28 protein-coding genes and 1 tRNA gene are annotated in these 24,351 nt (G+C 70.2%); 18 read left to right on the top strand and 11 right to left on the bottom strand.

Annotated elements, in window-relative coordinates; genetic code table 11:
- Nucleotides 1-356: 356 nt before the first annotated feature.
- The 4 genes from ACFHWE_RS09960 to ACFHWE_RS09945 all read left to right on the top strand — a co-directional run bounded on the left by ACFHWE_RS09960 (nt 357) and on the right by ACFHWE_RS09945 (nt 3,064).
- A tRNA-Arg gene (locus ACFHWE_RS09960) sits at nt 357-429 on the top strand.
- A gap of 16 nt (nt 430-445) precedes the next feature.
- A complete protein-coding gene (locus ACFHWE_RS09955) occupies nt 446-1,096 on the top strand; it encodes a DUF397 domain-containing protein (protein WP_416600480.1) in 651 nt (216 codons plus the stop codon).
- A 544-nt stretch (nt 1,097-1,640) separates the two neighbouring features.
- Nucleotides 1,641-2,759 (top strand): protein-L-isoaspartate(D-aspartate) O-methyltransferase, encoded by a 1,119-nt coding sequence (locus tag ACFHWE_RS09950; protein WP_416600478.1) that lies wholly within the window; start codon nt 1,641-1,643, stop codon nt 2,757-2,759.
- A gap of 116 nt (nt 2,760-2,875) precedes the next feature.
- Nucleotides 2,876-3,064, top strand: coding sequence for a hypothetical protein (locus ACFHWE_RS09945; RefSeq protein ID WP_416600477.1), 189 nt, complete (start codon nt 2,876-2,878; stop codon nt 3,062-3,064).
- A gap of 6 nt (nt 3,065-3,070) precedes the next feature.
- On the opposite strand, the gene ACFHWE_RS09940 is transcribed toward ACFHWE_RS09945, so the two are convergent.
- The 3 genes from ACFHWE_RS09940 to ACFHWE_RS09930 all read right to left on the bottom strand — a co-directional run bounded on the left by ACFHWE_RS09940 (nt 3,071) and on the right by ACFHWE_RS09930 (nt 5,899).
- A complete protein-coding gene (locus ACFHWE_RS09940) occupies nt 3,071-4,306 on the bottom strand; it encodes a phospholipase D-like domain-containing protein (protein ID WP_416600476.1) in 1,236 nt (411 codons plus the stop codon).
- 127 nt (nt 4,307-4,433) lie between these two features.
- Entirely contained in the window at nt 4,434-5,219 is a 786-nt protein-coding gene (locus ACFHWE_RS09935; protein ID WP_416600474.1) for a class I SAM-dependent methyltransferase, read from the bottom strand.
- Between the two features lie 92 nt (nt 5,220-5,311).
- Nucleotides 5,312-5,899 carry a class I SAM-dependent methyltransferase gene (locus tag ACFHWE_RS09930; protein ID WP_416600472.1) on the bottom strand — a complete coding sequence of 196 codons (588 nt, stop codon included), beginning with the start codon at nt 5,897-5,899 and terminating at the stop codon, nt 5,312-5,314.
- 71 nt (nt 5,900-5,970) lie between these two features.
- Between ACFHWE_RS09930 and ACFHWE_RS09925 the strand changes: the two genes are divergently transcribed.
- The 4 genes from ACFHWE_RS09925 to fdhD all read left to right on the top strand — a co-directional run bounded on the left by ACFHWE_RS09925 (nt 5,971) and on the right by fdhD (nt 8,921).
- A complete protein-coding gene (locus ACFHWE_RS09925; RefSeq protein ID WP_416600470.1) occupies nt 5,971-6,423 on the top strand; it encodes a MerR family transcriptional regulator in 453 nt (150 codons plus the stop codon).
- Nucleotides 6,424-6,501: 78 nt separating this feature from the next.
- Nucleotides 6,502-7,320, top strand: a complete 819-nt coding sequence (locus tag ACFHWE_RS09920; RefSeq protein ID WP_416600468.1) for an HAD family hydrolase — start codon at nt 6,502-6,504, stop codon at nt 7,318-7,320.
- A 75-nt stretch (nt 7,321-7,395) separates the two neighbouring features.
- Entirely contained in the window at nt 7,396-7,956 is a 561-nt protein-coding gene (locus ACFHWE_RS09915) for a DUF2087 domain-containing protein (protein ID WP_416600466.1), read from the top strand.
- A gap of 86 nt (nt 7,957-8,042) precedes the next feature.
- Nucleotides 8,043-8,921 carry a formate dehydrogenase accessory sulfurtransferase FdhD gene (gene fdhD, locus ACFHWE_RS09910; protein WP_416600464.1) on the top strand — a complete coding sequence of 293 codons (879 nt, stop codon included), beginning with the start codon at nt 8,043-8,045 and terminating at the stop codon, nt 8,919-8,921.
- Nucleotides 8,922-8,998: 77 nt separating this feature from the next.
- On the opposite strand, the gene ACFHWE_RS09905 is transcribed toward fdhD, so the two are convergent.
- From ACFHWE_RS09905 to ACFHWE_RS09895, 3 genes are all read right to left on the bottom strand, one after another.
- Nucleotides 8,999-9,292, bottom strand: coding sequence for a hypothetical protein (locus ACFHWE_RS09905; RefSeq protein ID WP_416600462.1), 294 nt, complete (start codon nt 9,290-9,292; stop codon nt 8,999-9,001).
- 102 nt (nt 9,293-9,394) lie between these two features.
- A complete protein-coding gene (locus tag ACFHWE_RS09900) occupies nt 9,395-10,132 on the bottom strand; it encodes a Crp/Fnr family transcriptional regulator (RefSeq protein ID WP_416600460.1) in 738 nt (245 codons plus the stop codon).
- A 190-nt stretch (nt 10,133-10,322) separates the two neighbouring features.
- Nucleotides 10,323-10,616 (bottom strand): hypothetical protein, encoded by a 294-nt coding sequence (locus ACFHWE_RS09895; protein WP_416600459.1) that lies wholly within the window; start codon nt 10,614-10,616, stop codon nt 10,323-10,325.
- Between the two features lie 488 nt (nt 10,617-11,104).
- On the opposite strand from ACFHWE_RS09895, the gene ACFHWE_RS09890 reads away from it, so the two are divergent.
- Entirely contained in the window at nt 11,105-11,557 is a 453-nt protein-coding gene (locus ACFHWE_RS09890; RefSeq protein ID WP_416600457.1) for a hypothetical protein, read from the top strand.
- A 68-nt stretch (nt 11,558-11,625) separates the two neighbouring features.
- Here ACFHWE_RS09890 and ACFHWE_RS09885 read toward each other — a convergent pair whose 3' ends face one another.
- Both ACFHWE_RS09885 and ACFHWE_RS09880 read right to left on the bottom strand, forming a co-directional pair.
- On the bottom strand, nt 11,626-12,366 hold the full coding sequence (locus tag ACFHWE_RS09885) for a Crp/Fnr family transcriptional regulator (RefSeq protein ID WP_416600455.1): 741 nt from the start codon (nt 12,364-12,366) through the stop codon (nt 11,626-11,628).
- 434 nt (nt 12,367-12,800) lie between these two features.
- Complete coding sequence (locus tag ACFHWE_RS09880; RefSeq protein WP_028650076.1) at nt 12,801-12,980, bottom strand: hypothetical protein; 180 nt, start codon at nt 12,978-12,980, stop codon at nt 12,801-12,803.
- Between the two features lie 414 nt (nt 12,981-13,394).
- Between ACFHWE_RS09880 and ACFHWE_RS09875 the strand changes: the two genes are divergently transcribed.
- The 9 genes from ACFHWE_RS09875 (at nt 13,395) to ACFHWE_RS09835 (ending at nt 21,537) form a co-directional block, all read left to right on the top strand.
- Nucleotides 13,395-13,691 carry a hypothetical protein gene (locus tag ACFHWE_RS09875; RefSeq protein WP_416600454.1) on the top strand — a complete coding sequence of 99 codons (297 nt, stop codon included), beginning with the start codon at nt 13,395-13,397 and terminating at the stop codon, nt 13,689-13,691.
- A 219-nt stretch (nt 13,692-13,910) separates the two neighbouring features.
- Nucleotides 13,911-14,273, top strand: coding sequence for a hypothetical protein (locus ACFHWE_RS09870; RefSeq protein WP_416600452.1), 363 nt, complete (start codon nt 13,911-13,913; stop codon nt 14,271-14,273).
- A 255-nt stretch (nt 14,274-14,528) separates the two neighbouring features.
- Nucleotides 14,529-14,900 carry a DUF485 domain-containing protein gene (locus ACFHWE_RS09865; RefSeq protein WP_416600451.1) on the top strand — a complete coding sequence of 124 codons (372 nt, stop codon included), beginning with the start codon at nt 14,529-14,531 and terminating at the stop codon, nt 14,898-14,900.
- Nucleotides 14,897-16,576, top strand: coding sequence for a cation acetate symporter (locus ACFHWE_RS09860; protein ID WP_416600450.1), 1,680 nt, complete (start codon nt 14,897-14,899; stop codon nt 16,574-16,576). Before ACFHWE_RS09865 ends, ACFHWE_RS09860 begins: the two co-directional genes overlap by 4 nt.
- A 338-nt stretch (nt 16,577-16,914) precedes the next feature.
- Nucleotides 16,915-17,931, top strand: a complete 1,017-nt coding sequence (locus ACFHWE_RS09855; RefSeq protein ID WP_416600623.1) for a sensor histidine kinase — start codon at nt 16,915-16,917, stop codon at nt 17,929-17,931.
- A complete protein-coding gene (locus tag ACFHWE_RS09850; RefSeq protein WP_416600449.1) occupies nt 17,928-18,755 on the top strand; it encodes a LytR/AlgR family response regulator transcription factor in 828 nt (275 codons plus the stop codon). Before ACFHWE_RS09855 ends, ACFHWE_RS09850 begins: the two co-directional genes overlap by 4 nt.
- Complete coding sequence (locus ACFHWE_RS09845; RefSeq protein ID WP_416600448.1) at nt 18,752-19,129, top strand: hypothetical protein; 378 nt, start codon at nt 18,752-18,754, stop codon at nt 19,127-19,129. The genes ACFHWE_RS09850 and ACFHWE_RS09845 overlap by 4 nt, the downstream gene beginning before the upstream one ends.
- Nucleotides 19,126-20,778: a cation acetate symporter gene (locus ACFHWE_RS09840; RefSeq protein WP_416600447.1), complete on the top strand. Its 1,653-nt coding sequence runs from the start codon at nt 19,126-19,128 to the stop codon at nt 20,776-20,778. Before ACFHWE_RS09845 ends, ACFHWE_RS09840 begins: the two co-directional genes overlap by 4 nt.
- Before the next feature lie 72 nt (nt 20,779-20,850).
- A complete protein-coding gene (locus ACFHWE_RS09835) occupies nt 20,851-21,537 on the top strand; it encodes a hypothetical protein (protein ID WP_416600446.1) in 687 nt (228 codons plus the stop codon).
- A gap of 17 nt (nt 21,538-21,554) precedes the next feature.
- Here ACFHWE_RS09835 and ACFHWE_RS09830 read toward each other — a convergent pair whose 3' ends face one another.
- The 3 genes from ACFHWE_RS09830 to ACFHWE_RS09820 form a co-directional block, all read right to left on the bottom strand.
- On the bottom strand, nt 21,555-22,331 hold the full coding sequence (locus tag ACFHWE_RS09830; protein ID WP_416600445.1) for a hypothetical protein: 777 nt from the start codon (nt 22,329-22,331) through the stop codon (nt 21,555-21,557).
- 123 nt (nt 22,332-22,454) lie between these two features.
- Nucleotides 22,455-23,030 carry a hypothetical protein gene (locus ACFHWE_RS09825; protein WP_416600444.1) on the bottom strand — a complete coding sequence of 192 codons (576 nt, stop codon included), beginning with the start codon at nt 23,028-23,030 and terminating at the stop codon, nt 22,455-22,457.
- A 300-nt stretch (nt 23,031-23,330) separates the two neighbouring features.
- Nucleotides 23,331-23,510 (bottom strand): hypothetical protein, encoded by a 180-nt coding sequence (locus tag ACFHWE_RS09820; protein ID WP_416600443.1) that lies wholly within the window; start codon nt 23,508-23,510, stop codon nt 23,331-23,333.
- Nucleotides 23,511-24,351 lie beyond the last annotated feature (841 nt).

Genomic DNA, 24,351 nt, shown 5'->3' with positions numbered 1-24,351 from the left:
ATGCGGCCACACGGAGCCGATTCGGCGGGTGGTGTCCGCCAGGAACGGCACTGCGGCACCCATCGGCACCGACCACCCGACATTCGGCGTCTTTCCTGGTCGCCACGGTGCGAGGACATACCTCACTTCCCGCACCAAACGGCAGAAGCACGGCTTATAACTTAAAACACGCCATGCGTGGTGAAAAACATCACACTACTACCAGGACAACCCATCGTAGGTCAGCGTACTCCGATCTCCCCCGCCGATCCCGGAAGGCAAGGCCCCGAAACGCGGGCCGACACCCCAAAGCACCCCGGTTCTGGGTTACGCTTGACCCGGAAACGGCCGGGGACCGACCGTCCCGGGTTTCCGATGGCTCCATAGCTCAGGGGATAGAGCACCGCTCTCCTAAAGCGGGTGTCGCAGGTTCGAATCCTGCTGGGGCCGCACGGGGTGACCTGCGATGACATCGCGGAGTCACCGAGGAAAGAGCCCCGTGGATCGCTGCTCCGATCGCGATCCACGGGGCTCTTTCCTTTTCCACGCCCCATCACCTGAGAGGGCCCGCGCGCCCGGGAGGCTTCCAGGGGCCCGAGCGCGCGGAGACCAGGCGACCCGGCGACACCTGTGCGCGAGTCGGGCGCGCAGCGCGGCGGTGTCGGGTGCGGTGCCCGCCTCACCGCACCGTCGAGGTTCGCCCCAAGACGAAACTCAGCGCCGAGGTTCGCCCCAGGACGAACCTCGACCACACGACAACGCACCTCGACCCCGCTCGTTGGGCGGAGCCCGCACCGAGAACTGCGTCGAGGTCGCCGGTTTCCCCGGTGGCTCGGCTGTGCGTGACACCCAGAACCGTGGGCTGGGGCACCTGGAGTTCCCCGGTTCGGAGTGGGCGGCGCTGCTGTCCACAGCAAGCGCCCGGGACCTGCAGCGGGAACGGCACGGCCCCCGACCAACGGTCGGGGGCCGTGCCGTGCTTTACCTGAAGCATCCCGCACCGAGTCTATCGCCGGAGCGTTCCACCGACCAGACGGCGAGCCCGCAGGGCTGCGCGCGCGAGCCCAGGGAGATTCTGTTGAGAACAGACCGCGCAGCAGATATCACAAGAAGATAAAGCACTGCGTTGTCCCAGGTCGTTTAGGTGAGCCCCGCGCACGCGGGGATGGACCCAGGCGAAGGCGCCGGCGGTGAAGGGAAACGGCCTCAAATCCGGCCACGGCAGGGATTCCGACAGATTCGGCGAAGGCGGTACAGAAGCCGCACCCCCCACGGAACGCGATACGGTGTGCACGGAACCACTTCCGTACGCGATACGGGCGGTGGGCCGTGTCCCCGGTTCGGTGGGCGGACGCCGCCTCGGGGCGGGTGAGTCCGGCCAGACCGTGACCGGAGCCGCAGGCCACGGCACCGCACGGAGTCCCACCCGGCTCTCCACCCACTCCCCCTCGCACAGTCTGCCGCGGGCACGCGTCCCACCGTGGCCGCACTGTGTGAACCGGGCGGACACCGCGAAGTCACGAGCCGCACAACGCCGCGAGCACCGCTCCTGCGACACTGTGGTTCCCCCCTGTGACTCACCCGACGAACCCCATCCGGCCGACCGCTGCACCTCCCCGGTCCACCACGGACCGCCAGCGGCCAGCACGAAAGGGCGGTACGTGCTCCCTCCACACGAGAAACTGATCGCGCGCCTCGAACAGGCCGGGGACCTGCGTCCGCGCTGGCGCCCCGCCTTCGAGCGCGTGGAGCGCCACCGCTTCCTCACCGACCGGATCACCGCGCCGAACGGCACGGTCGTGGACCGGCGCACCGACGAGGGCCGGTGGCTCGCCCTCGCCTACTCCGACGAGGACCTCCTCGTCCGCACGGACGGGGGCCCCGCCGATCCGGCGTCCAGTCCGTCGACCGTCGCTCGGATGCTCGCCCACCTGGACGTGTCCCCAGGTATGCGGGTCCTGTCCGTGGGCAGCGACACCGGCTACGGCAGCGCGCTGCTCGCGCACCGGCTGGGCGACGAGCAGGTCATCACCGTCGAGGCCGACCCGGTCCGCGCCGAACAGGCCCGGGTCAACCTGATCGGCACCGGCTTCACCCCGCTCGTCGTGACCGGCGACGGTCTCCAGGGCTGGCCCGCGCGGGGACCCTACGACCGGGTCATCAGCACCGTGTCCGTGCAGCGCGTCCCCTACCACTGGGTGGCCCAGACCGAGCCCCGAGGCCGCATCCTCACCCCGTGGGGCACCTCCTACCGCGGCGGTGTCCTGGCGGATCTGCGGGTCGGGCCGAGCGGCACCGCCTCGGGCCGCTTCATCAGCGGCCCCTTCTCCCGGCCGTGGCCGGGGGTCACGCCCCCCGCCGCGCAGGACCACCCCCGCCTCCCCGAACCCAGGGGGTTCTCGGTCACCCGCACCGGCCTGTGGCCGAACGAACCCGTCGACGACTTCGACGCCTCCTTCGCGGTCGGCCTGCACCTGCCCGGCGTCACCGTCCGGGCGCTGCCCGACGGCGACCCCGACGGCCCCGGGTTCACCGTGCACCTGGCCGACGCGCGCACCTCCTCCCAGGCCTCCTGGCACGTCGACCCCGAACGGGACTCCGGCGGACACGAGGTCCGCCAGTACGGACCGCGCGAACTGTTCACCGAACTGGAGGCGGCGTACCGCTGGTGGACGGAGGCCGGTCGGCCCGCGCACACCAGGTTCGGGCTCACCGTCTCCTCCGAACTCCAACTGGTGTGGCTGGACGAGGAGTCCCGCCTGGTCGCCTCCACCACCTGAGAAACCGCACGCCCCCACCGTGTCGCAATGACAGCGGACGGTCACTGTCCGATCATGGCTGGCGAGAGCGAACACGGCCGGTCACGGACCGGCCGTCCAACGCAGGGGGGCGCACCATGGCGGAAGCTGAACGGTCCGACGACGGCGAACCGCCGCGCCCCCGCGGCCGGCAGCGCGGCGCGTCCCCGTCTGCGATCTCCGGAGCACTGCACCGCACCCCCCACCCGGGCCCGCAGCACTGGGGCGGCCCCCGGCCCCGCCGCGCCGAGCGCGATCCCCTGTTCCCCAAACGCCTGAAGCCCTGACCGGGTTCAGAGGAACGGCCGCCAGGGGGCGAGGACGAGCTCACCGAACTTGGCGGCCACCGGCCGCCCGCACCACTCCGCCATGGTGAGTTCGCGGGCGTTGGTGAGGTCGTTGGCGAAGACCTCCTCCAGGTGCCCGGCCACGCCCTCGTCGAAGATCTCGACGTTGATCTCGTAGTTGCCGGTCATGCTCAGGCGGTCCACGTTGGCCGTGCCGATGGTGCTCCACTTGCCGTCCACGGTCGCCGTCTTGGCGTGCACCATGGCATTCTCGTACAACCACAGCCGCACGCCGCCCCGCAGGAGCGCCGTGTACTGCCCCCGGGCCAGCCAGTCGGCGATGACGTGGTTGGAGCAGTCGGGGACGAGCACGTTGACGTCCACGCCGCGCGCGGCGGCCTCGGTGAGGGCGTGCAGCAGTTCTCGGTCGGGGATGAAGTAGGCCTGGGTGAAGAGCACCCGTTCGGTGGAGCGGTCGATGGCCTCCAGCAGCATCGCCCGGATGGGGTAGATGAGCTGTTCGGGCACGTTGCGCTGCACCCGCATGCGGGAGTCCCAGCCGGTGTCGCCGATGTGCTCCAGGGCGGGCTGGCCCTCGCGCCGGTTGGTGTTCCAGAAGTCGACGAAGGCGTTCTCCAGCTCCCACGTGGCCGGGCCGACCATCCGCAGGTGCGTGTCCCGCCACTCCGTGGCGTACAGTGACCCCACGTTGTACCCGCCCACGAATCCGGTCTCCCCGTCCACCGTGAGGATCTTGCGGTGGTCGCGTCCGGACTTGCGCACGTTGAGCAGCAGGATCCCGGGCCGGAACGCCGGGTACCGCAGCACCCGCACGTTCGGCGGGAAGTCGAAGAAGGACTGGGGGACGACGAGGTTGGCGAACCCGTCGTAGATGACACAGACCTCCACGCCCCGGTCGGCGGCCTCGATGAGCGCCTGCTTGAACTCTCCGCCCACCCGGTCGTCCTTGACGATGAACGACTCGAACAGGATCCGGCGCCGCGCCCCGCGGATGGCGGCGAGCATGTCCTTGTAGACGTCCTCGCCGTAGGTGTACACGGTGATGGCGGTCTCGCCCACGGTCATTTCCGCGGGGGGCGTGCGGGGAAAGCCGATACGGCGCGAGCGCGCCTGTTTGCGCCAATGGTCGACCCCGACGACCGTCGCGGCGACGCCCACCTGAGCCGCGAGCAGCCCCGCGACCCCCCATTTGAGCACGGACACGAGCCTGGCGCGTCGCACTGTCGCCTCCCGAACGGACGCTTACCGGCACGGGGAGTGCCCCGAATACCGGTATTCCGATACGAAGTGGACTTCCAACGTATCCCGCTGAGCGCCGCCGTGCGGTGTTCCGGGCCCGTGTCGGCGCTCAGTCGCGCAGGCGGAAGACCACCAGTTCCGTGGTGGGGCTCTCCCGCCGGGTGCGGACCATGCTCCGCTCGAACGGGTACAGGGCGGCGCCCGCCAGCCAGCCGGTGGGCGCGGTGACGGTCGCCGCCCGCAGCATCCCGCCCCACAGCTTGCGCCAGAGCAGGGAGGAGTCGACCTGCGCGTTCATGAGGACGAGCATGGGCACCCTGCGGACCATGTCGAACCCGGCCTTGTCCGCGGTGGCGCCGATCCACTCCAGGGTCCGGTTGACCTGGTGCTCGCCGCGCTGTTCGGGGCGTTGCAGGCAGTTCTCCGAGACCACCAGGTACCCGCCGGGGCGCAGCACCCGGGCCAGTTCCCGGAAGGCCCGCGCGTAGCGGTCGTCGTCGGTGATGTGGAAGAGCACGTCCACGCACGAGGCCGTGTCGAAGGCGTCGGCGTCAAAGGCGTCCAGGTCGGACACGTCTTGGCGGACGAACCGGTGGTCGGGGAAGCGTCCGCGCAGCCGCGCCACCGCGGCGTCGGTCATGTCACACCCGGTGATGTCGCCCGCGCCGAGGCGCTCCCACAGCCGGATATAGAAACCGGTACCGCTGCCGGCGTCCAGGACGCTGTGGCCGCGCGGGGCCAGGCGGGCGGCCTCACGGAGGAAGACCTCCTCCCGTACCCGGTACATCCACCGGTTGAAGGGGCGCCCGAGCGCCCGGTACCCGACCCCGCTCTCGGTCCAGTCGCCTTCGAGGCGGCGTTCCCAGAAGTCGCGCAGTTCGCTGTGCCTAGCCATGCACCAACTGTCACACTACGCACACGAACAGTCGCGTTTCCGGGGCGGTGTTTCGGTACTTCGCCCTCGGTCCGCACCGCCCCGGGGGTGTGTTACGGCCGGTGGGCGGTCACCTCGTCCAGGAGTCCGAACGCCGATCTGCGCACACGGTCGACGGTGAACCCGGCTTCGGCGGCGACCTCCACCGGCCTGCGGCGCGGCCGTTCCTTACGGGCCTCCCTGCCCCGGAGCGGCCACCTGGTGTACTCGACGTGGTCGGCCAGCCGCAGGGATCCGCCGGGCCTGAGGACCCGCCGCATCTCGTCGAGGGCCCGGCGCTGGTCGGGGATGGTGCACAGCGCCAGCCCGCACACCACGGTGTCGAACCCCCCGTCGCCGAACGGCAGGTGCTGGGCGTCGCCCTCGACCAGGCGCGTCCGGAGGCCGAGCGCGGCGGCGCGCTCCCTGGCCCGGTCCAGCATGGCCGGGGTGAGGTCCACTCCGGTGACGTCCGCTCCGTCTGCGTAGTACTCCAGGTTCTGGCCGGTGCCCACCGCGACCTCCAGGATCCGCCCGCGCGCCGGGCCACACAGGCGCTTCCGGAGCCCGCCGAGCAGCAGTCTCTGCACCCCGCCGCCACGGTCGTACCCGTCGGCCTGGCGGGTCCACCGCTCACGCGTCGCCTGTGTTCTCTCGTCCACCACGAACTCCCCCTGTCTGCGCCGGTCTCTCGGCCCTTGACTGCATCGCCAGTGTGCGAGTTCATGTCGACATGAAGTCAAGCGGGGAAGAACTGTCCATCGGAGACCTGGCGGCCGGTTTCGGTCTGGCGACGCACGTGCTGCGGCACTGGGAGTCGGCGGGGGTGCTCCGCCCGGCCCGGCGAGTGGGCGACCGGCGCCGGTACACCCGTGAGCACCGCCTGCGCGTGGCACTGATCCTCCAGGCCCAGGCGGCGGGGTTCAGCCTGGAGCAGATCCGGGTGCTGGTCGAGGCCCCCGACGGTCCGGCGCGGCGCGGCCTGCTGCGCGAGCACCTGGCGGAGCTGGACGAGCGGATCGCGCGGTTGCGGGCCACCCGCGACATGATGGCCTGCGCGGCCGACTGCGGTTCGGAGGACGTTCTGGAGTGCCCGACGATGCGCTCCGGACTGGAGTCGGTGGCCGCCGAGGGCGGCTGCGCCGCAGGTCTCGCCGCCCACCGGGCACCGTTCGGGGCGTCGTGACCACCGACCGCACGGTGTTGCCGGTTGTGGCCGCGGGCGGGGCTCGCGATGGTCGGCACCGACCGGGATAATCCGATCATGGTCTCTCCCCGGGTCATCGCGACCGACCTCGACGGCACGCTCCTCCGATTCGACGGCTCCCTCTCCCCCCGTACCCTGGACGCCCTGGCCGCCGCCGACGGCGCCGGCCTGAGGGTGGTCATCGTGACCGCCCGTCCGCCGCTGGCCACCACGATGGTCTCCGACCGCTTCACCTGGGCCGCGCGGGTGTGCGCCAACGGCGCCTTCGTCCACCTGCCCGACGGGTCGGACCCGCTCGTCCGGGCCCTGGAGCCGGAAGCCGCCCGGACCGTCATCGAGAAGCTGGCCGCGGCCGTGCCGGACCTGGGGTTCGGGATCGAGACGGGTGAGGGCTTCCTGCACGAGCCCGGGTTCGAGCTGAGCTCGTGGGCGGGGGATCCGGGCGCGCCGTGGCTCACGGCGGTCGGGTCGGTCGATGAACTCCTGGAGCGGGCGGCGCCGATCGGCAAGCTGATCACGCGTTCTGCGGCCACCCCGCTGCACGTGCTGCGGCCCGCCGCAGCGGCGTCCGTCGGTCCGCTCGCGGAGATCTCCTACTCGGGCGGCAACCGCATGCTGGAGCTGAGCGCTCCGGGGGTGAACAAGGGGCGTGTGCTGGCCGAGCTGTGCGAACGGTGGGGGGTGACCGCCGACGAGGTTGCCTACTTCGGTGACATGCCGGCGGACCTGCCGGCGCTGACGTGGGCCGGGCACGGGTACGCGATGGCCAACGGCCACCCGGACCTGCTCGACCCGGCGCTCGGTCTGCGGGTGGCGCCCTCGCACCAGGAGGACGGCGTGGCCCAGGTCGTGGAGGGCTATCTGGCCGGGCTGTGACCAGGGGTCGCGGGACACCGACACAGAGCCACGAAATCGCTGCAAAATAGTAAGAAAGCACCAAAAGTACTGTTCGTGGCCGCGCAGACCTTCTACGCTTCCCAGGCGGAACGTTTCACGCTCGACCCGGAGGGCCCTGTGCCGCACCCCACCCAGATCGCCTCTTCACTCGCCGACCCCGAACGGCTGAACCTGTTCGCCCGAGTGGTCTGCGCGGGACCGGAGGGACTCGCCTCGGGGGACCTGCGGGCCGACGGACCCCAGGCGGCCAAACGGCTGGCACGCCTGCTCCGCGACGGCCTCCTCCAGGAGAGGAACGAACGGATCGTGGCCGACACCGGTGTATTCCAGGAGGCCGTGGAGGGCCGCCGGCCCGTGGACACCGCACCGGTCGACACGCTGTTCCACGAGGGCCGCCTTAGGGAACTCCCCACCAAGCGGACCCTGCGCCGGGCCACCCTCCGGCGTGTGGCCGACCGCCTCTTCTCCCCCGAAGAGGAGTACACGGAGAAGCAGGTGAACTCCGCTATCCTCACCTGCTTCGACGATCCTTCCGCGATGCGCCGCTACCTGGTCGAGGAGGGCTACCTCGAACGCGAGGCAGACGGGAGCAGGTACCGCGTCGCACGGGCCTGAGCCCGCCCCGCCGTGCCCTGGCACGACGGGGACGGGACGGGCGGAAAGCGCCGACGAGATCACCAACCACGAGGGGGGCGGGGCGCATGGGACGGTCCACGGTCAGGGGAAAGGTCCTGCGAATCAGGGACGGGGCGGCGAGCGAACGGGTGGACACCCTCATCGCCGAGGAGCCCCTGGAGATCAGGTTGGACGGCACTCCGCTCGCCATCACCATGCGCACCCCGGGGCACGACTTCGATCTGGTCTCGGGGTTCCTCGTCGGTGAGGGCGTGGTCGCCGCCCGCTCGGAGATCCAAGCCATCCGGTACTGCGCAGGGGCCGTCGAGGACGGCACCAACACCTACAACGTGCTCGACGTGTCCCTGGCCCCGGGCGTGCCGCGCCCGGACACCTCGCTGGAGCGCAACTTCTACACCACGTCCTCCTGCGGTCTGTGCGGCAAGGCCAGCCTGGACGCGGTGCGCATGCAGGCCCAGTGGCTGGTCTCCGACGACGCCCTGCGCGTGGGCGCCGACACCCTCGGGCTGCTGCCCGACCGTTTGCGCTCCTACCAGCGGCTCTTCGACCGCACCGGGGGGCTGCACGCGGCGGGGCTCTTCGACGGCGAGGGGGAGATGCTCGCGGTCCGCGAGGACGTGGGGCGGCACAACGCCGTGGACAAACTGATCGGCTGGGCGCTGAACTCGGGCCGCCTACCGTTGAGGGAGACCGTCCTCGTGGTCTCCGGGCGCGCCTCGTTCGAGCTCGTGCAGAAGGCGTGGATGGCCGGCGTGCCGGCCCTGGCCGCCGTCTCGGCGCCTTCGTCCCTGGCCGTCGACCTGGCCGCCGAGGCGGGGATGACCCTCGTCGGCTTCCTCCGCGGCTCCTCGATGAACGTCTACACGGGGCAGGACCGGGTGCTGTTGGAGGAACGAGCCGGCACTGCGCCGGGCGCCGGGAGCCGTGAAGCCCTGGACGGGTAACGGGACCGCTTGCGGACGGGCCCACCCCCTGTCCGGGGGCGGGCCCGCATCGATGGTGGCCTTCGGAAGCCGCCGGGCTAGTAGGCGCCGCTGAACACGTTGTAGGACGACGCTCCGTAGGGTCCGGCGAAGCTGCCGCTGGCCTTGTAGAACGAGCCGCCGCTCCAGTAGCCACCGCCGTAGCCGTAGCCGTAGCCGTAGCCGCTGCCGGCGAAGCTCTTCACGTGGTAGCTGGACGCTCCGCCGTACCCGGCGAAGGATCCGTGGGACGACCAGTACGAGTCCGCAGAGGCCGCGGCGGGTGCCGCCAGAGCCAGAACGGGAGCGGCGAGGACCGCGGCCGCCAGACGGCGTGCGCTGCGCTTGGCCATGGTCTGCTCCTTTGCAACGGAGAATGGTTGTATCCGCAACCACCAACCAATCAAGCACCCTCACGGCCCAAACGCAGTCGAACTGTCTCCTAGATGACCGAATCAGTGTCCTGCGTCACCGCGAGCCTTCTTGACGAGGCCGTCGGGGTCCAGGATCTCGATCGCGGCGTAGCGCATCTCGATGAGCCGCTCCCGCTCCAGCCTCTTCAGGACGCGGTTGAGGGAGGGCCTGCGCACCCCGAGCATCGCCGCGAGGGTCCGCTGGGGCAGTGGCACCACCGCGCTGGAGGCCTCGTCCAGCAGCAGTTGCGCGGTCTGCTCGGTCAGCGACTTGCCCAGGAGGTCCATGATCCGCATCTGGCTGGCGTCGAGGCGGCCGGCGATGCTGGCGAGCCACCTGCGGGCCAGGGCGCGGTGCTCGGACATGAGGCGTTCGAAGTCCGCGGCCCGGAGGTAGAGGAGTTCGACCTCGTCGGCGGCGCGTGCCGTGTAGGGCAGGGGCTTGTTCAGCAGGAACTGGATGTCGCCGTCGACGTCTCCGGCGTGTCTGATCTCGACGACGGTGTGCTCGTCCCCCGAGCCCACCGAGAGTTCGATGTGGCCGGAGCGGACGATCCACACCCGTGAGGCGGGGTCGCCCTCGCGGAAGGCCACGGCGCCCCTGCTCAGGGTCTGCCGGTGCAGGTACGCGGCGAGCGCGGAGAGGTCGCGGGGGGTCAGCGGCGCCGCCGGGCCCCGGCCGACGGAGCGGGCCACCCATGCGGCCTGCTGGATCAGCGGATCGCCGGTGTCGGCGCCGTTGAACCGGCCCGTGGTCACCGGTGTCGCCCTCACGTCCATGTCCGTCCTCCGTCCACTCCCACCGCTCCCCGGGGCGCGCCCCGCAGGAAAACGCGTGAGCGGGGGTCCCGCACGCGGGCGGGACCCCCCTTCGCGGTGATCGGACCGGCCTCGCCGGGCCGAGCGGAAGGCCACCGTCTCCGGCGTTCCGTCCCGGCGAGGCCGTCACCGCCTATCTCTTGTCGGGCAACTAGTTGGCGAAGCTGAAGATGTTCTGCGACCCGGCGCCGTGCGGGCCGGCGAACGAGGCCTTCGCCTTGTAGAACGACCCGCCGCCGTAACCGCCGTAGCCGCCGCCGTAGCCGTAGCCGTGGCCGTTGCCTGCGAAGGCGGTGATGCTCTGGGACATCGCGCCCTTGGGTCCGGCGAACGAGCTGTGACCGTGCCAGAAACTGTCGGCCATGGCGACGGACGGCAGACCCAGAGCGAGCATCGGGGCCGCGACACCGGCGACCAGGACACGGGCGATCGTCTTCGACTTCATGGAATACCTCCTAGCTCAACGGACGGGCCGAGGCCCGGTCCGAGCCCTTGGCCGGTTCCACCCGGCGCACCGGTTCCGGTGTGCCTGGCGGTTCCCGCCCCGGGTCTTCCCCTCCAGAAGTCCTCGGAAGGAACCCGGGTCACCGATGCGCAGATCCGGGAATACCCGGCTGCTCAGCGGCAACGGGCTCCACATAACCACATGAAATCAGACGCACAGGCCTATCTGTGATCGAAGCGACAGTATTTCTGTCATTTTGCCCCATACATGAGAGCAGTTGCCGAAGCACCATCAAAACCATTCCAGCTCCCATGGACCCCTCGGAGCACCACCACGAAAGAGCCCTCAATTGCCTCGCTCAGGCAAAAGACAACGGAACTGTCGTAAGTGCGACACATTTCCCCCGCCGGAGCAGCGTGCCGGTGTTCTGATAGCCGACGAATCCACGAAAAACTGCGACTACCTGCATCCGATGCATAGGAGTGCAAATGTCTGAACTCGTTCGACGCACCGTCCTGAACAAGAAGTTCTGGCCCGGGGTCGCGATGGCCGCCCTCATCGGCGGCTCCCTGTCGGTGGCGGGTGTGGCCACCGCGGACACCGTCGACGACAACGCCGAGCAGGCCGCCGAGGACACCAACCGCGGTGGCCGCGACGACCACCACGGCAACGACGGTGCCGGCGTCCACAGCGAGGCCGACGGCGCCGAGTTCCACGAGGTCTGCGACGGCGCCGGCCCGGGCGGCGCCTTCGAGGGCCCCTGCCCCGTCGCGGAGGAGGGTGGCGCCGCCGCTGTTGGCGGGGCCCCCGAGGAGCTCGCCACGACCGGTCCGTCCGAGGACCTCGCCCTGGTCGGCGGTGCCATCGCCCTGACCGGCGGTGTGGTCATGTACATGACCCGCCGTCGCCGCGAGGCCGTCTCCTCCGAGGCCGCCGAGTAGCGTTCCCGACGTCGGAGAACGCGGGGGCGGGGGCCCGAAAGGGCCCCCGCCCCTTCTTCTTCCGTACCTCAGTCCGCCCGCTGGGCCAGCCCGTAGGGGTCGAGGATGTCCACGGCCCCGTAGCGGAGCCGGATGAGGCCCTGCCCCTCCAGTTCCTTGAGCACCTTGTTCAGCGACGGACGGCAGACACCGAGCATCTCCGACAGTTTCTGCTGGGGCACGTCGACCACCCCCGAGGCGGCCTCGTCCAGCAGCAGTCGGGAACTCTGCTGTGTGAGCGTGCGCCCGAGCATCCCCACGATCCGGTCGTGCGAGTAGGACAGCCGCTCCGCCATGGTGGACATCCACATCCGGGCGATCTGGGGATGCTCTGTCAGCAGTTCCTCGAAGTCCCGGGGCGCCAGGGTCAGGCACTCGGTCTCCTCCAGGGCCCGCGCACGGTACGGGAACGGCATGCCCAGCAGCTTCTGGATGTCGCCGTCGATCCCCCCCGAGCGCATGATCTGCACGATCAGCGGACGCTGGCGCCCCTTGACCGCCAGTTCGAGCCGCCCGGCCCGGACGATCCACACCCCCGCCTCGCTGTCCCCCTCGCGGAAGGCCAGCTCACCGCGGCGGAGCAGACGGGTCCTCAGCCTGGAGGCCAGGGCCACGATTGCTCCACGGCCGGGCCGGGCCGCTGAGCGGCCCTCCAGACACGAGACGACCCACTCGGCCTGGTGGAGCCGCTCCGCGTCGACCGTCTCCTCTGTTGTCCTCGGTGCGGGGACTCGGTAGCCCTCCGCACGCCCCACACTGGGCGCCTGCATGTTGTTCAACGGTCCCTCACCCGAACTCGTGCTCGCCTGACCGGCGACGTGGACGGTGGATACGTGTGGCCGCACAGCCACAGGCAGTGGGGAGGGCGCGCGCCGCGTGCACCGCGGACCGCAACGGCGGTACACGGTGGTGGAACCGGTGCGTGTCCGGGCGGCCGCAGCCGTCTCCCCCCACGCGAACGCCAGCCTTCCTCTTGTCCGCGATTACAACACGACGGAGCGTAACGGCCCCGGACGGCGCATCGCTCCGAACCGAGAGACAACGAAAATATTCCTTTACCGAGGAACACATCCGGAAACGCACCATAATCCGGTGCTTGCTAACGGCCCACCGGCGGAGACGGGCGGGACCGGGGAGAAGAGGCGCACGAGAGGGGCGCCCGGCCTTGACGGCCGGGCGCCCCAGAGAACTCAGGAGATCCAGGTTAGAGCTTGCCCTCGATCTGGTTCGCCTCGACGCGGACCGACTGCTGGTCCTCGTCGTCGGTGATCGTGAGACGGGCGTTCTGGCCCTTGCCCTGGACCTCGTGCACCTGGCCGGTGCGGATCTGGTCGTTGTGGCGGCTGCTGCGGAACTGGACGCGATCGCCCTGCCTGTAGGTCATCTGTATCTCCGAAATGATGAGTTGTATACGGTTCCAGACGCTTAACACCATGAGTCCGCAAGGACCGGTAGCGCCCGAACACCTCGCAATCTAGACCGCGTCCCCGGAGGCCGACACGACGTGGCGAGCCGAATGTCATATCGATGACAGTCCTTGTCATAGGGTCCGCATATCGGGCATCACTCCATTAAGAAGTTGAAACCCTAAAGAAAGAGTCATAACCACCGCACAAAGCGTACGAATCATCACCCGGTGTGCTTACGTGGGGATGTCGCCATCGCGTGGCGTCCTACCGCTCCGCCCGGATCCTCGGCAGGGTTCATGGGTACAAGGGGCCCCCGTCGACCGGACGGGCGGAACGCGGACGGACTGGCACGCCGTGCGCGGATCCCGGCGCACCGAGAGGGGGATCCCATGAACAGGAGGCACATCGCACGAGCCCTGTTCGCAGGATTCGCGGTCCCGGCGCTGGCGTTCGGCGTGCCGTCCACCGCGATGGCCGACACCGCGTCGTCCTCCAGCAGCTACCACCAGATCTGCCACAAGCACGACTACTTCCGCTACCACTGCCACGTCTACGGCTACGGCAGCTACTACGTCAGCTCGGTCGGCCACGACGGCGACCACGGCGGCAAGTACGGGGACAAGGGCGGCCACCACGACGGCGACCGGGGTGACGGCCACGGCAAGCGCGGCGGCGACGGATACTGAGGAGCCCAGCACCGTCACGGAATGTGACGAAAGCGCGTGTCATTGGCCGCGCCTCCGACACGCATAGGACAGGCTCCCACTGTGGCGACGGGCCTTGGACCCGAAGCCGCCCTCGTGAGAGGGACACGTGCCGACGCACGCACACCCGGGGAGGACCGGCCCGTGCGGGCCGGCCCTCCCCGATCACGCGCCGCCCCGAGGGAAGGACGCCCATTGACCGTGGACCGCACCGCACCGTCCCAACGCACCGCCGCCCGGACCGGCCGCGCCCGCAACGCGCCGCGCGCCTTCCGGCTGGTCCTGCTCTCCCTCGCCGCCGCCGCGGCCGCCGTCACCGGAACGGCCACCGGCGCCGCCGCCGACGACGACGGCACCGACGTCGCGGCCGGCGGACGCACCGGGCACACCGAGTTCGAGATCGGCTACGAACACCGCACCATCCGCATCGGCGGCGACGGTGCCCGCCTCACCCTCGTTCGGAGCACCGTCGACGAGGACGGATCGGCGACCTACACCGAGACCGAGTACTTCGCCGGCCCCGGCGGCGCCGGCGCCGACATCGTCCGCACCTGGGTCGAGTGATCCCGGCCCTGGGGCGGCGCACTCCACCGGCCGCATCCCGCCCCAGGGTCCGCTCGGCGACCGTTCAGCGCTCCATCCGACCGTTCGCCGCACGCTGGGCGACCGCTCGACGCTCCACCCCCGCGTTCGGCGCTCACGAAGCCACAGCGCCTCCTCCCCCGGCGTGTCCCTCCTTACAGTTCCCAGTAACGCAGGTCACACCGCCGCAATCATCACGAAACCGGCGGGAACCGCTCATCCCCCTGAGGAGGACACATGGCAGAAGAGAAGCAGACGGGCAGTCCGCCGACGAACGGCGACATCTCCGAGGAGGCGCTGATCGCCATGCACAGCGATCCGCGCTTCAACGAGCTCAAGCGCCGACTGTACCGGTTCGTCTTCCCCATGAGCGCGGCCTTCCTGGCATGGTTCTTCCTCTACGTGCTCATGTCGGCCTTCGCACGCGACCTCATGGGCACCGTGCTCTTCGGCAACGTGAACTTCGCGCTGGTGTTCGGCCTGCTCCAGTTCGTCTCCACCTTCGGTATCGCCGTCGCCTACACGTCCTACGCCCGCGGCAAGCTCGACCCCCAGGCCACCGAGCTGCACGACGAGCTCGTCCGCAGCAGTGAGGAGGCCACCCGATGATGCTCGCGGCGGAAGCGACGAGCGAGAGCACCCGCCTCGTCACCCTGGTCCTCTTCGGCCTCATGGTCGCGGCCACGATCGGCATCACGATCTGGGCCAACCGCAACACCCGCAACGCCACCGACTTCCACTCGGGCGGACGCGGCTTCTCCCCCCTCCAGAACGGCCTGGCGATCGGCAGCGACTACATGTCGGCCGCCTCCTTCCTCGGCATCGCCGGCATGATCGCGCTGTTCGGCTACGACGGCTTCCTCTACTCCATCGGCTTCCTGGTGGCGTGGCTGGTCGCCCTCCTGCTCGTGGCCGAACTCCTGCGCAACTCCGGCCGCTACACCATGGGCGACGTGCTGTCCTACCGCATGCAGCAGCGCCCCGTCCGTACGGCCGCGGCGGTGTCCACCGTCGTCGTGTCGATCTTCTACCTTCTCGCCCAGATGGTCGGCGCGGGCGCGCTCATCGCCCTGCTGCTGGGCATCCAGGAGGGGCAGACCTTCCTGGGCATGAGCGCCGACGTCGCCAAGATCGTCGGCATCGTGGTCGTCGGCCTGCTGATGACGCTCTACGTGTCGCTGGGCGGCATGAAGGGCACCACCTGGGTCCAGATCGTCAAGGCCGTCATCCTCATGGGCGGCGCGGCCCTGCTGACCCTGCTCACGCTGTCGCTGTACGGGTTCAACCTGGGCGCGCTGATGAACGACGCGGCCAGCGCCAGCCAGCACGGCGCGGCGCTCCTTGAGCCCGGACTGCGGTTCGGGGTCGAGGTGCCCGGCGACGCCGTCGCGACCATGTGGAACAAGCTGAGCCTCATCAGCCTCGGTATGGCCCTGGTCCTGGGTACGGCCGGCCTGCCGCACATCCTCATCCGCTTCTACACGGTCCCCGACTCCCAGAGCGCCCGTAAGTCGGTCAACTGGGGTATCGGCCTCATCGGTGTCTTCTACCTCATGACGCTGGTGCTCGGCTTCGGCGCCGCTGCCCTGGTCGGCCACGAGGCGATCACCGCGCAGAACCCGGGAGGCAACACGGCCGCCCCGCAGCTCGCCCAGACCGTGGGCGAACAGATCGGCGGCCCGTTCGCGGGCTCCGTCCTGCTGGCGCTCATCGCCTCGGCGGCCTTCGCGGCCATCCTGTCCACCGTGGCGGGGCTGGTCATCGCCTCCTCCTCGTCCCTGGCGCACGACTTCTACAACTCGGTGCTGCGCAAGGGCAAGGCGACCGGCAGCGAAGAGGTCAGGGTCGCCAAGTTCACCGCCCTGGGCATCGGTGTCGTGGCCATCGTCCTGGCAGTGTTCGCGCAGAACCTCAACGTGGCCTTCCTGGTCTCGCTGGCCTTCGCGATCGCCGCCTCGGCCAACCTGCCTACCCTGCTGCTCAGCCTGTTCTGGAAGCGGTTCAACACCAGGGGCGCCCTGGCAGGCATCTACGGCGGCCTCGTCTCCGCCGTCGGCCTGGTGTTCTTCTCGCCGGTGGTGTCGGGCTCGGAGACCGCGCTCATCCCGGGCGCCGACTTCGCCTGGTTCCCGATGCCCTACCCGGCGCTGGTGTCGGTGCCCTTCGGCCTGCTGTGCGCGGTCCTGGGAACGCTCAGCTCCAAGGAACAGGACTTCGACAAGTTCGCCATGCTCCAGGTCCGTGCCCTGACCGGCGCCGGAGCGGAGAAGGCGAGCAGCCACTGACCGGCGGGCGCCCGGGCTCCGGGCGCCCGCCCCCGAACCATCTCCCCGGAGCCGGGGCCGCCTACGGCGGCCGCTCGGGACCGCACTCCACCCCAGGGGGCGGCCGCCGCCCCGGCTCCACCCCGCACCGGGCCCGCCCCTTCCCACGGGGGGCGGGCCCGCCCCCGGGCCCGCCCTTCCCCCGTGTGCGCCCTCACCCACGAAAGGTGACGCCCGGACGTGACCACCGACACACTCCGCTGGGATAAGGTCGATTCGTGGCGAAAAGGTGGCTGTCGCGGAAGCTCCCCTCCCGGCGGCGCCCGGCGCCCTCGGAGCGGCAGGCGAGCGTCGAACTGATGCGCCGGATCCACGCCCTGGGCCTCGACCTGCGCAGCGGGCTGCACGGCAGGGACGCGCCCTCCGCGGCCCGGCGGCTGCGACGGCTGCTCGCGGTCGACGGGGTGGTCCTGGCCGACCTGGACGGACCGGTCGTCTCCCACGGCCGACACATCCCCTCATCCCAGATCGATGCGCTGCTGGCCCAGGTCTTCGAATACGGGGGCGGGGTCTGCGAGCGCATGGCCGACGACACCCCGCTGTACGCCACGCCGCTCATGGTCGCCGACGAGCTCTCCGGGGCCCTGGTCGCCGTCGGGGAGACCGTCGAGGCGGACGTGGAGGCCGCCGCCGCGCTGGTCGCCGAGCACCTGGACCACGCCGCACTGCGCCGGGCCCGCGCCCGGATCGCCGCCGCGGACCTGCGCTCGCTGCGCGCGCAGATCTCCCCGCACTTCGTGCACAACGCCCTCGCCGTGATCGCGGCGATGGTGCGCACCGACCCCGACCGCGCCCGGCAACTGCTCTCCGACTTCGCGGACTACCTGCGCTACGGGTTCTCCGAGAAGGGCGACTACGCCACGGTCGCCGACGAGCTCGAAGCGGTGGAGACCTACCTCGAACTCCAGCGGGCCCGCTTCCACGACCGCCTCGACATCACCGTGCGCATCGCGCCGGAGATCCTGCCCGTGGCCGTCCCGTTCCTGGTGGTGCAGCCGATCGTGGAGAACGCCGTCCGGCACGGCCTGGAACGCAAGGAGGGCCGGGGCCACATCAGCGTGTCCGGTTATGGCGAGGGGCCGCTGTGCGTCATCGAGATCGAGGACGACGGGGTCGGCATGCACCCCGACCTGGCCCGTTCGCTCCTGGCGGGCACCGGCCCGGAGACCCGCGGCGTGGGTCTGGCCAACGTCGACCAGAGGCTGCGGGCGGTCTATGGCCCCGAGTACGGTCTGGTGATCGAAACGGCGCTCGGTGAGGGAACGAAGGTCACCGTGCGCGTCCCGCGATTCACCCGGGGGGTGGTGGCCCAGTGAAGGCCGATCTGAGGGTCCTGGTGGTGGAGGATGAGGCGTCGACCCGCCAGGAGATGGCCGCTCTGCTCGGGGAGATGCCCGAGGTGTCGGAGGTGCTGGTGGCGGAGAACGGCGCGAGCGCCGTACGGCTGCTGGGCACCACGAGCATCGACGCCGCCTTCCTCGACATCCTCATGCCGGGGCTGGACGGCATGGACGTGGCCCGGGTGCTGAGCGTGCTCTCGGAACCGCCGTCGATCGTGTTCGTCACCGCCTCCGAGGCGCACGCCGTGGAGGCGTTCGGGATCGGCGCCGTCGACTACCTGCTCAAACCGATCCGTCCGGAGCGCCTGGCCGAGGCGGTGGGCCGGATCGCGCAACTGCGCCGGCCCGCGGCCGCCGGGGCACCCGCCGAGGACCTGCACGTGGTGCAGATCGACACCGGTCGGCGCACGGTGTTCGTCAAACGCGACGACGTGCAGTTCGTGGAGGCCCAAGGGGACTACGTGCGGCTGCACACCGCCGACGGCACCCACCTGATCCGGCTGTCGCTGTCCTACCTGGAGGAGGTGTGGTCCGCCGCCGGGTTCGTGCGCGTGCACCGCGGGTACCTCGTCGCCATCCCGTGGGTGCGGGACCTGCGGGTGACGTCCTCCTCGGGCCTGGTGGCGGGCACCCCTGCCGGGGACGTGCCGGTGAGCCGCAGGCACGGCCGACACCTGCGCGAACAACTGAAGGAGGCGGCACGCAGGGACCAGCTCGGCCGCGCCGCCCACGCCCACGCCGGTCCACAGGGCGCACCAGGTCCCGGGGACGGTGAGGGCCCCCGGAGGGCCGCGCCGTGAGCCCGCGCCGTGAGAAGCTCACCAGCCCGCAGACCCGGGTGGCGCTCGCCCGGGGCAACCGGCCGGCCCAGCACCTGCTGCCCCTGCCCGAGCCCGTCGACGCCGAGGCGGCCCGGCGGTTGTTCCGCAGGCAGCGGCGGATCGCGGTCCGTACGGTGGCACTGCTGTCGCTGCTGCTGTTCGGGATGAGCGGCGCGTTCGCGCTGCTGCCCGTACTCGGGGAGGTGCGGATCGCGGAGCTGCCGCTGTCGTGGCTACTGCTGACGGTGGCGATCTACCCGCTGCTGTTCGGCCTCGCGCTGTGGCACGTGCGCGCGGCCGAACGCGCCGAGGACCGGTCCCAGGCGGACGGCCCGGGCGGGGGCGAGCGGTGATCTCCGTCCTGACCATCGGCCTGGTCCTGGTCACGAGCCTGGCGATCGGGCTCTACGGGGTGCGGGCGGCGCGGTCGGCATCGGACTTCCTCGTGGCCTCCCGCAGGGTGAACCCGAACTGGAACGCGATGGCGATCGCCGGGGAGTACCTGTCGGCCGCCTCGGTGCTCGGACTGGCCGGGCTGCTGCTCAAGAACGGGCTCGGCACGATGTGGTACGCGGTGGGGTTCACCGCGGGCTACGTGGCCGTGGTGGCGCTGGTCGCCGGGCCGATGCGCCGGTCCGGGGCCTACACGGTGCCCGACTTCGCGGAGTACCGGCTGGGCGCGCCGCCGCTGCGCAAGCTCTGCGGCTGCGTCGTCCTGGTGATCATGCTGCTGTACCTGGTGCCTCAGTTCAAGGGGGCCGGTGTGGTGTTCGCCCTGGTGAGCGGCACACCGTACTGGGTGGGCGTGGTATTGGCGGGCTTGGTGGTGAGCGGGTCGATCGCCGTCGGGGGGATGCGGTCGGCGACCTACGTGCAGGCCTTCCACTACGTGGTCAAGCTGGGCTTCATCGCGGTGCCCGCCGTCTACCTGGTGGTGGTCGCGGGCGCGGACACGCGTTCGGAGGCGCTCCACCCGGAGTGGGGCACCCGCTTCCCCGAGAGCACGAGTGTGGAGTTCACCGTGGGTACCCGGTTCGACCTGGACCGGCCGGTGACCGTCACCGACTCCTCGGGGGCCGAGGTGGAGCTGGCGGCGGGTGAGCACACCGCCGAGGAGGGCACGGAGTACGTGTTCCCGGCCGGTGCCCCCGTGCCGCACCCGGCGGGGCTGCCGGACCTGGGCGGCGAGCGGTGGAGCACCCCCCTGCTGGACACCGGCGGGCACCCCGTGTTCGAGACGTGGTCGACGCTGCTGGCGATCACGTTCGGGTGCATGGGGCTGCCGCACGTCATCATGCGCTTCCACACCAGCCCGAGCGCGCGGGTCGCCCGCCGGGTGGCGGTGGGGGTGATCGCGCTGCTGGGGCTGTTCTACCTGTTCCCGACGGTGTACGGGCTGCTGGGGCGGGTGCTCACCCCGCAGTTGGTGCTGCTGCGGGGCACCGACACCGTCGCGGTGGTCCTGCCCGCGCAGGCCGAGCCGGGGGCGGTGGGGACCCTCATGACCGCGCTGGTGGCGGCGGGCGCGTTCGGGGCGTTCCTGTCCACGTCCTCGGGGCTGCTGCTGGCCCTGGCGGGCGGCCTGTCCCACGACCTGTTCCAGGGCAGCGTGCCGCGGCTGCGGCTAGCGGTGGCGGTGGGGGCGTGCGTGGCGGTGGTGCTGGCGCTGCCCGCCCAGCGGATCGACATCAACGTGCTGGTGCTGTGGGCGTTCACCGTGGCGGCGTCGACGTTCTGTCCGCTGCTCGTCCTGGGGATCTGGTGGCGCGGCCTGACCCTGCCCGGAGCCGCGGCCGGGCTGGTCGTGGGCGCGGTGACGGCGACGGGCGCGGTCGGGTGGTCGATCCTGGCGGAGGCGCCGTCCTGGTTGCCGGGTGTCCTGCTCGCCCAGCCCGCCGCGTGGACGGTTCCGCTGGCGTTCGTGACGATGGCGGTGTGCTCGCGGCTGGCACGCCCGCCCGAGTGGGCCGAGCACGCGGTCCTGCGTCTGCACTCTCCTTGAGTTTTCGGGAGGTGGAAGTGGGACGGGCGGCGTACGATCACCATGTGAACCCACGCCACCACGAGGAGTGATATGCCCCCCTTCCTCCGCTTTTGCGGCTTCACGGCCCTGAGCGCGCTCCTGTTCGCGTGCTCCGCGCCCGCCTCGCTCGCCCAGGAGACCGGCCCCCGGGTGGAGGTGGGGCCCTCGGGGGTGGAGATCGTGACGGGCGACGCCGAGGTGTCGGTGGGGTCCGACGAAACCGCCGTGCGGCTCCAGGACAGACACGCGGTGGTGCGGCCCGGCTCCTACGTCCTGGTGTGTGCCGACGGGGTGCGGGTGGTGGTGCACGTGGGAACGCCGCCTCTGTGCCCCGCCCCGGCCGAGCCCCCGGCGCCGGAACCGGAGCCCTACCCCGAACCCGAGCCCGTCCCGGAGGAGGAGACGCCGGCCCCCGCACCCCCTGAGGTGGAGCCGCAGCCCGCGGATCCTCCCGCGACTGCGGCCGCGGTCCGGCCGGAGCCCGCTGTGGAACGGCAGGATCCCCCGGTGGAGCCGGAGCCCTCCGAGCCCGCTCCGGAGGAGTCCTCGGCGTCTCCGCCGCCGCCCGAGGTCCCCGACCAGGCACGGGAGCAGATCCTGGCCGACCTGTCCGCGCCCGGCGGCTCCCAGGCGGCCGGGGCGTTCACCCCCATGCGCACCATGGCGGTCATCGCCGTGATCGGCGCCCTGACCGCCATGGGTTCGGGCCGGGCCGCCGCCGCGCGCTCGGGTGGCTGACGGCACGGGCCTCCCGGCTAACCGAGGCCGAGCATGGCGCGGTCGGCCCGCTCGAAGGCGGCGAGGGTGCCCTCGATCCCTTCGGCGTCGGTGGCGAGGACACCGGCGTAGGGGTTGCCCATGAAGAAGAGCAGGGCCACCGTGCCGAAGACGAACGCCAGGTTGACCGCGGCCCAGAAGTAGGCGACGCTCGCACCCTTCTTGATCATCGCGAAGGGGAGGACGGCGACCGGGATCGCGGTGAGCACGGTGATGATGAGGACGAGGCCGGGGATGCCGTCCCCGGCGGCGTCGGCCCGCGCGATACGCGCGTCGCTGAGGTTGGTGAGCTCCTGGCGGGCGGTCAGCCGGTCCAGCCCGTCGCTGTTCTCGGTCTCGGGCAGGACCCGCACCGACGCGGTGAGGTCGGCCAGCGCCATGTCCCCCTGGGCGCTGAGCTCGCCCGCGTTCACCATCATGGGCCAGTCCTTCTCCACCACCGTGGACAGGTAGGTGCGCAGGCTGTCGCGGACCGCCTCCCCGTCCTCCTCGGGCAGGGCGGTGGTGCTCCAGTACAGCGCCTGGGCTGCGCCCGCCTCGGTGGCGACGCCGTCCTGGGAGTCCTTGAAGTCCTCCCAGCCGATGACGACGCCCATCGCCGCCGCCACCAGGTACAGGGCGAGCACACAGGGGGCGATGACGATACCGACCGAGCCGCCGGAGTAGTCGTCGCTGACGCGGAACCGGCGCACCGCGAGCACGGCCCCGGCCACCATGGTGAGAAGGACGGCCAGGACCGGGATGAGAGTCGTCATGGAACTGTTCCTCGGGCAGTGTGCGGATGTCAGATCATCCGTAACACGCCCGTGGCCAGCGCATACGACGAAGTTCGAAACGTCCTGGAATGTACGGTCCACGCCGGTCGGCGGCCCCGGCCCTCAGGCGGGGAGCAGGTTGAGCAGGAGCGGCACCACGAACCCGAACAGGACCGCCCCGAGCAGGAATTCGAGGTTCAGGTGGGGCGCGGTGCGGATCTCCTCCCTACGGGAGCGGTGGCCGGCCTTCTTGTCGGCGGCGAGGAAGTCCTCGATCTCACGGGCGCACCGCTGGTTTGTCGAGTGTCCGGTGAGCCTGCCGAGCAGTGATCCGTCCAGGTTGAAGCAGGAGAACGCCTGCCCGCCCCTGGTCTCGATCCGGAGCCGGCCCTTCCCGTTCACTGCGGTGATCTCGCGGGCCGGGATGTCCACCCGGTGGAAGACGTTCTTCACGACGACGCGGTCGCTGGTGAGTTCGACGCGGGTGAAGAAGGTGACCTTGAGGAAGAACCACCAGAAGAAGGGGAAGAAGACCGCCATGAACAGGAGGTTCTGCACCCGCAGCGGCTCGCCGTCCAAGGCCTCGAACACCACCATGAACAGCCAGGCGAGGAGGAAGATCACGGTCACGGCGATCCCGAACCCCGCCGTCCACCGGTTCCGGAGAACCCTTCCGGTCTTCACGTCTTCGCCCGCCATGGGTGCACCCCGCTCCTCGTGATCCCGCAATCCTCGCGAAAGCTACCCAACCACCGTAAACCGCCGCAAGCGGCTCCAAGCCCGTCCAAGCTGGTCAGAGCCCCCGGAGGAGCGACACGGACCCCGCCGAACAGGGCGTTCGGGGATCGGACTCCACCGGGTAACGATCCGCGCGGTCCCGGAGGCGCCAGGGGACGCGGCAGGCAGCCTCAGCAGCCGAAGACCAAGCAGAACGGATACCGGACCACCTGGTACAACGCGGAGGCACCGCAGAAGAACAAAAGCCCCTTCACAAAGTATTTATTCAATTTCCAGGTCTACTTCTTCTTCTCCTCCTCTATCTGGGAGGGATGCAGCATGGACCTGTAGAAGAACCCTTGGATCCCGTCGAACTTCCCTGTAGGAGAACCAGGCTGCGAGGAAGAAGAGCAGCGACAGCGCGCACCCCACGAGCATGCCCTGCCAGGGGTGGTCGTCCATGGCCGTCAGCCGTCCTCACGGCACGGAGCAGCGAAGGCCGCTTCGACCAGGGAGGGTCTGACTGCCGTTCGGGACGATGAGAGATGCACGGGGGTGTCCATCCGGTCGGAAACGATCGCCCTGAACAGGCGGGCACGGCCCCTGATTCCAGCATAAGGACCGAAACATTGCAAAATTCTGCAAGCAGTCCCGCGCTCCGCTCTATGGCGAAGTTGGTCTCCTCGCCCGTAGGCATCGATCGGAAAGGGGGGGCGGGTGATCAGATGTCGTCGTAGATACTCGACCGGTGTCCGACATGATCTCCGCCATCACATCCTCCATCGGGATGCCCGACTCGGGGTTGGCCATCCGCTCCTGGAGCATGCGGAGGATCTCCTGCTCCTCCAAGCACTGGTAACGGCGCAGAACGTGGATGGGGACGACGGCGGCGACCTCTTCCCCCGTCTGGTGATCACCGTGGTCACGTCCTCCCGGTCGGCGCGATCGACGACGTCGGCGATGTGGTCACGGACCTGGCGGATGGACTCCACCTGCATCTCGCTCATGTTCCAGTGGTACACAACGGACCCTCGATACCGGAAGCTCACCCGGCACGCCGGAACTCGACTCCGCCCCGCCCCGGCGACGCCAATCCGTGCCGAGCTTCGCTCTACGGAGAAATGAAACACCCGATTTCACCCTACGGCGGAATCTGCCCGGGACGATCAATCTCGAAAACGGGCAAAAAGAACTATTCATATCAATTTACAGTGAAGCACAAAATCTACCCTGAACTGGGGAAACAGCGAAATCAAGGACTAAAGGCGACGACTTCGCGGTAGCGGTGCCATCGACCCCGAAC

It is taken from the genome of Nocardiopsis sp. LOL_012, from assembly GCF_048060475.1.
Lineage (GTDB): Bacteria > Actinomycetota > Actinomycetes > Streptosporangiales > Streptosporangiaceae > Nocardiopsis.
Note: the sequence above shows the minus strand (reverse complement) of the source record. Positions and strands in the feature narration are given on the sequence as shown.

Bases quoted from the DNA above. Each gene is read 5' to 3' on its own strand.
- ACFHWE_RS09955 (WP_416600480.1), top strand. From the start codon at position 446: ATGACATCGCGGAGTCACCGAGGAAAGAGCCCCGTGGATCGCTGCTCC.
- ACFHWE_RS09945 (WP_416600477.1), top strand. From the start codon at position 2,876: ATGGCGGAAGCTGAACGGTCCGACGACGGCGAACCGCCGCGCCCCCGC.
- ACFHWE_RS09935 (WP_416600474.1), bottom strand. From the start codon at position 5,219: ATGGCTAGGCACAGCGAACTGCGCGACTTCTGGGAACGCCGCCTCGAA.
- ACFHWE_RS09925 (WP_416600470.1), top strand. From the start codon at position 5,971: ATGAAGTCAAGCGGGGAAGAACTGTCCATCGGAGACCTGGCGGCCGGT.
- ACFHWE_RS09920 (WP_416600468.1), top strand. From the start codon at position 6,502: ATGGTCTCTCCCCGGGTCATCGCGACCGACCTCGACGGCACGCTCCTC.
- fdhD (WP_416600464.1), top strand. From the start codon at position 8,043: ATGGGACGGTCCACGGTCAGGGGAAAGGTCCTGCGAATCAGGGACGGG.
- ACFHWE_RS09905 (WP_416600462.1), bottom strand. From the start codon at position 9,292: ATGGCCAAGCGCAGCGCACGCCGTCTGGCGGCCGCGGTCCTCGCCGCT.
- ACFHWE_RS09900 (WP_416600460.1), bottom strand. From the start codon at position 10,132: ATGGACGTGAGGGCGACACCGGTGACCACGGGCCGGTTCAACGGCGCC.
- ACFHWE_RS09895 (WP_416600459.1), bottom strand. From the start codon at position 10,616: ATGAAGTCGAAGACGATCGCCCGTGTCCTGGTCGCCGGTGTCGCGGCC.
- ACFHWE_RS09890 (WP_416600457.1), top strand. From the start codon at position 11,105: ATGTCTGAACTCGTTCGACGCACCGTCCTGAACAAGAAGTTCTGGCCC.
- ACFHWE_RS09885 (WP_416600455.1), bottom strand. From the start codon at position 12,366: ATGCAGGCGCCCAGTGTGGGGCGTGCGGAGGGCTACCGAGTCCCCGCA.
- ACFHWE_RS09880 (WP_028650076.1), bottom strand. From the start codon at position 12,980: ATGACCTACAGGCAGGGCGATCGCGTCCAGTTCCGCAGCAGCCGCCAC.
- ACFHWE_RS09875 (WP_416600454.1), top strand. From the start codon at position 13,395: ATGAACAGGAGGCACATCGCACGAGCCCTGTTCGCAGGATTCGCGGTC.
- ACFHWE_RS09865 (WP_416600451.1), top strand. From the start codon at position 14,529: ATGGCAGAAGAGAAGCAGACGGGCAGTCCGCCGACGAACGGCGACATC.
- ACFHWE_RS09860 (WP_416600450.1), top strand. From the start codon at position 14,897: ATGATGCTCGCGGCGGAAGCGACGAGCGAGAGCACCCGCCTCGTCACC.
- ACFHWE_RS09855 (WP_416600623.1), top strand. From the start codon at position 16,915: ATGCGCCGGATCCACGCCCTGGGCCTCGACCTGCGCAGCGGGCTGCAC.
- ACFHWE_RS09835 (WP_416600446.1), top strand. From the start codon at position 20,851: ATGCCCCCCTTCCTCCGCTTTTGCGGCTTCACGGCCCTGAGCGCGCTC.
- ACFHWE_RS09830 (WP_416600445.1), bottom strand. From the start codon at position 22,331: ATGACGACTCTCATCCCGGTCCTGGCCGTCCTTCTCACCATGGTGGCC.
- ACFHWE_RS09825 (WP_416600444.1), bottom strand. From the start codon at position 23,030: ATGGCGGGCGAAGACGTGAAGACCGGAAGGGTTCTCCGGAACCGGTGG.
- ACFHWE_RS09820 (WP_416600443.1), bottom strand. From the start codon at position 23,510: ATGGACGACCACCCCTGGCAGGGCATGCTCGTGGGGTGCGCGCTGTCG.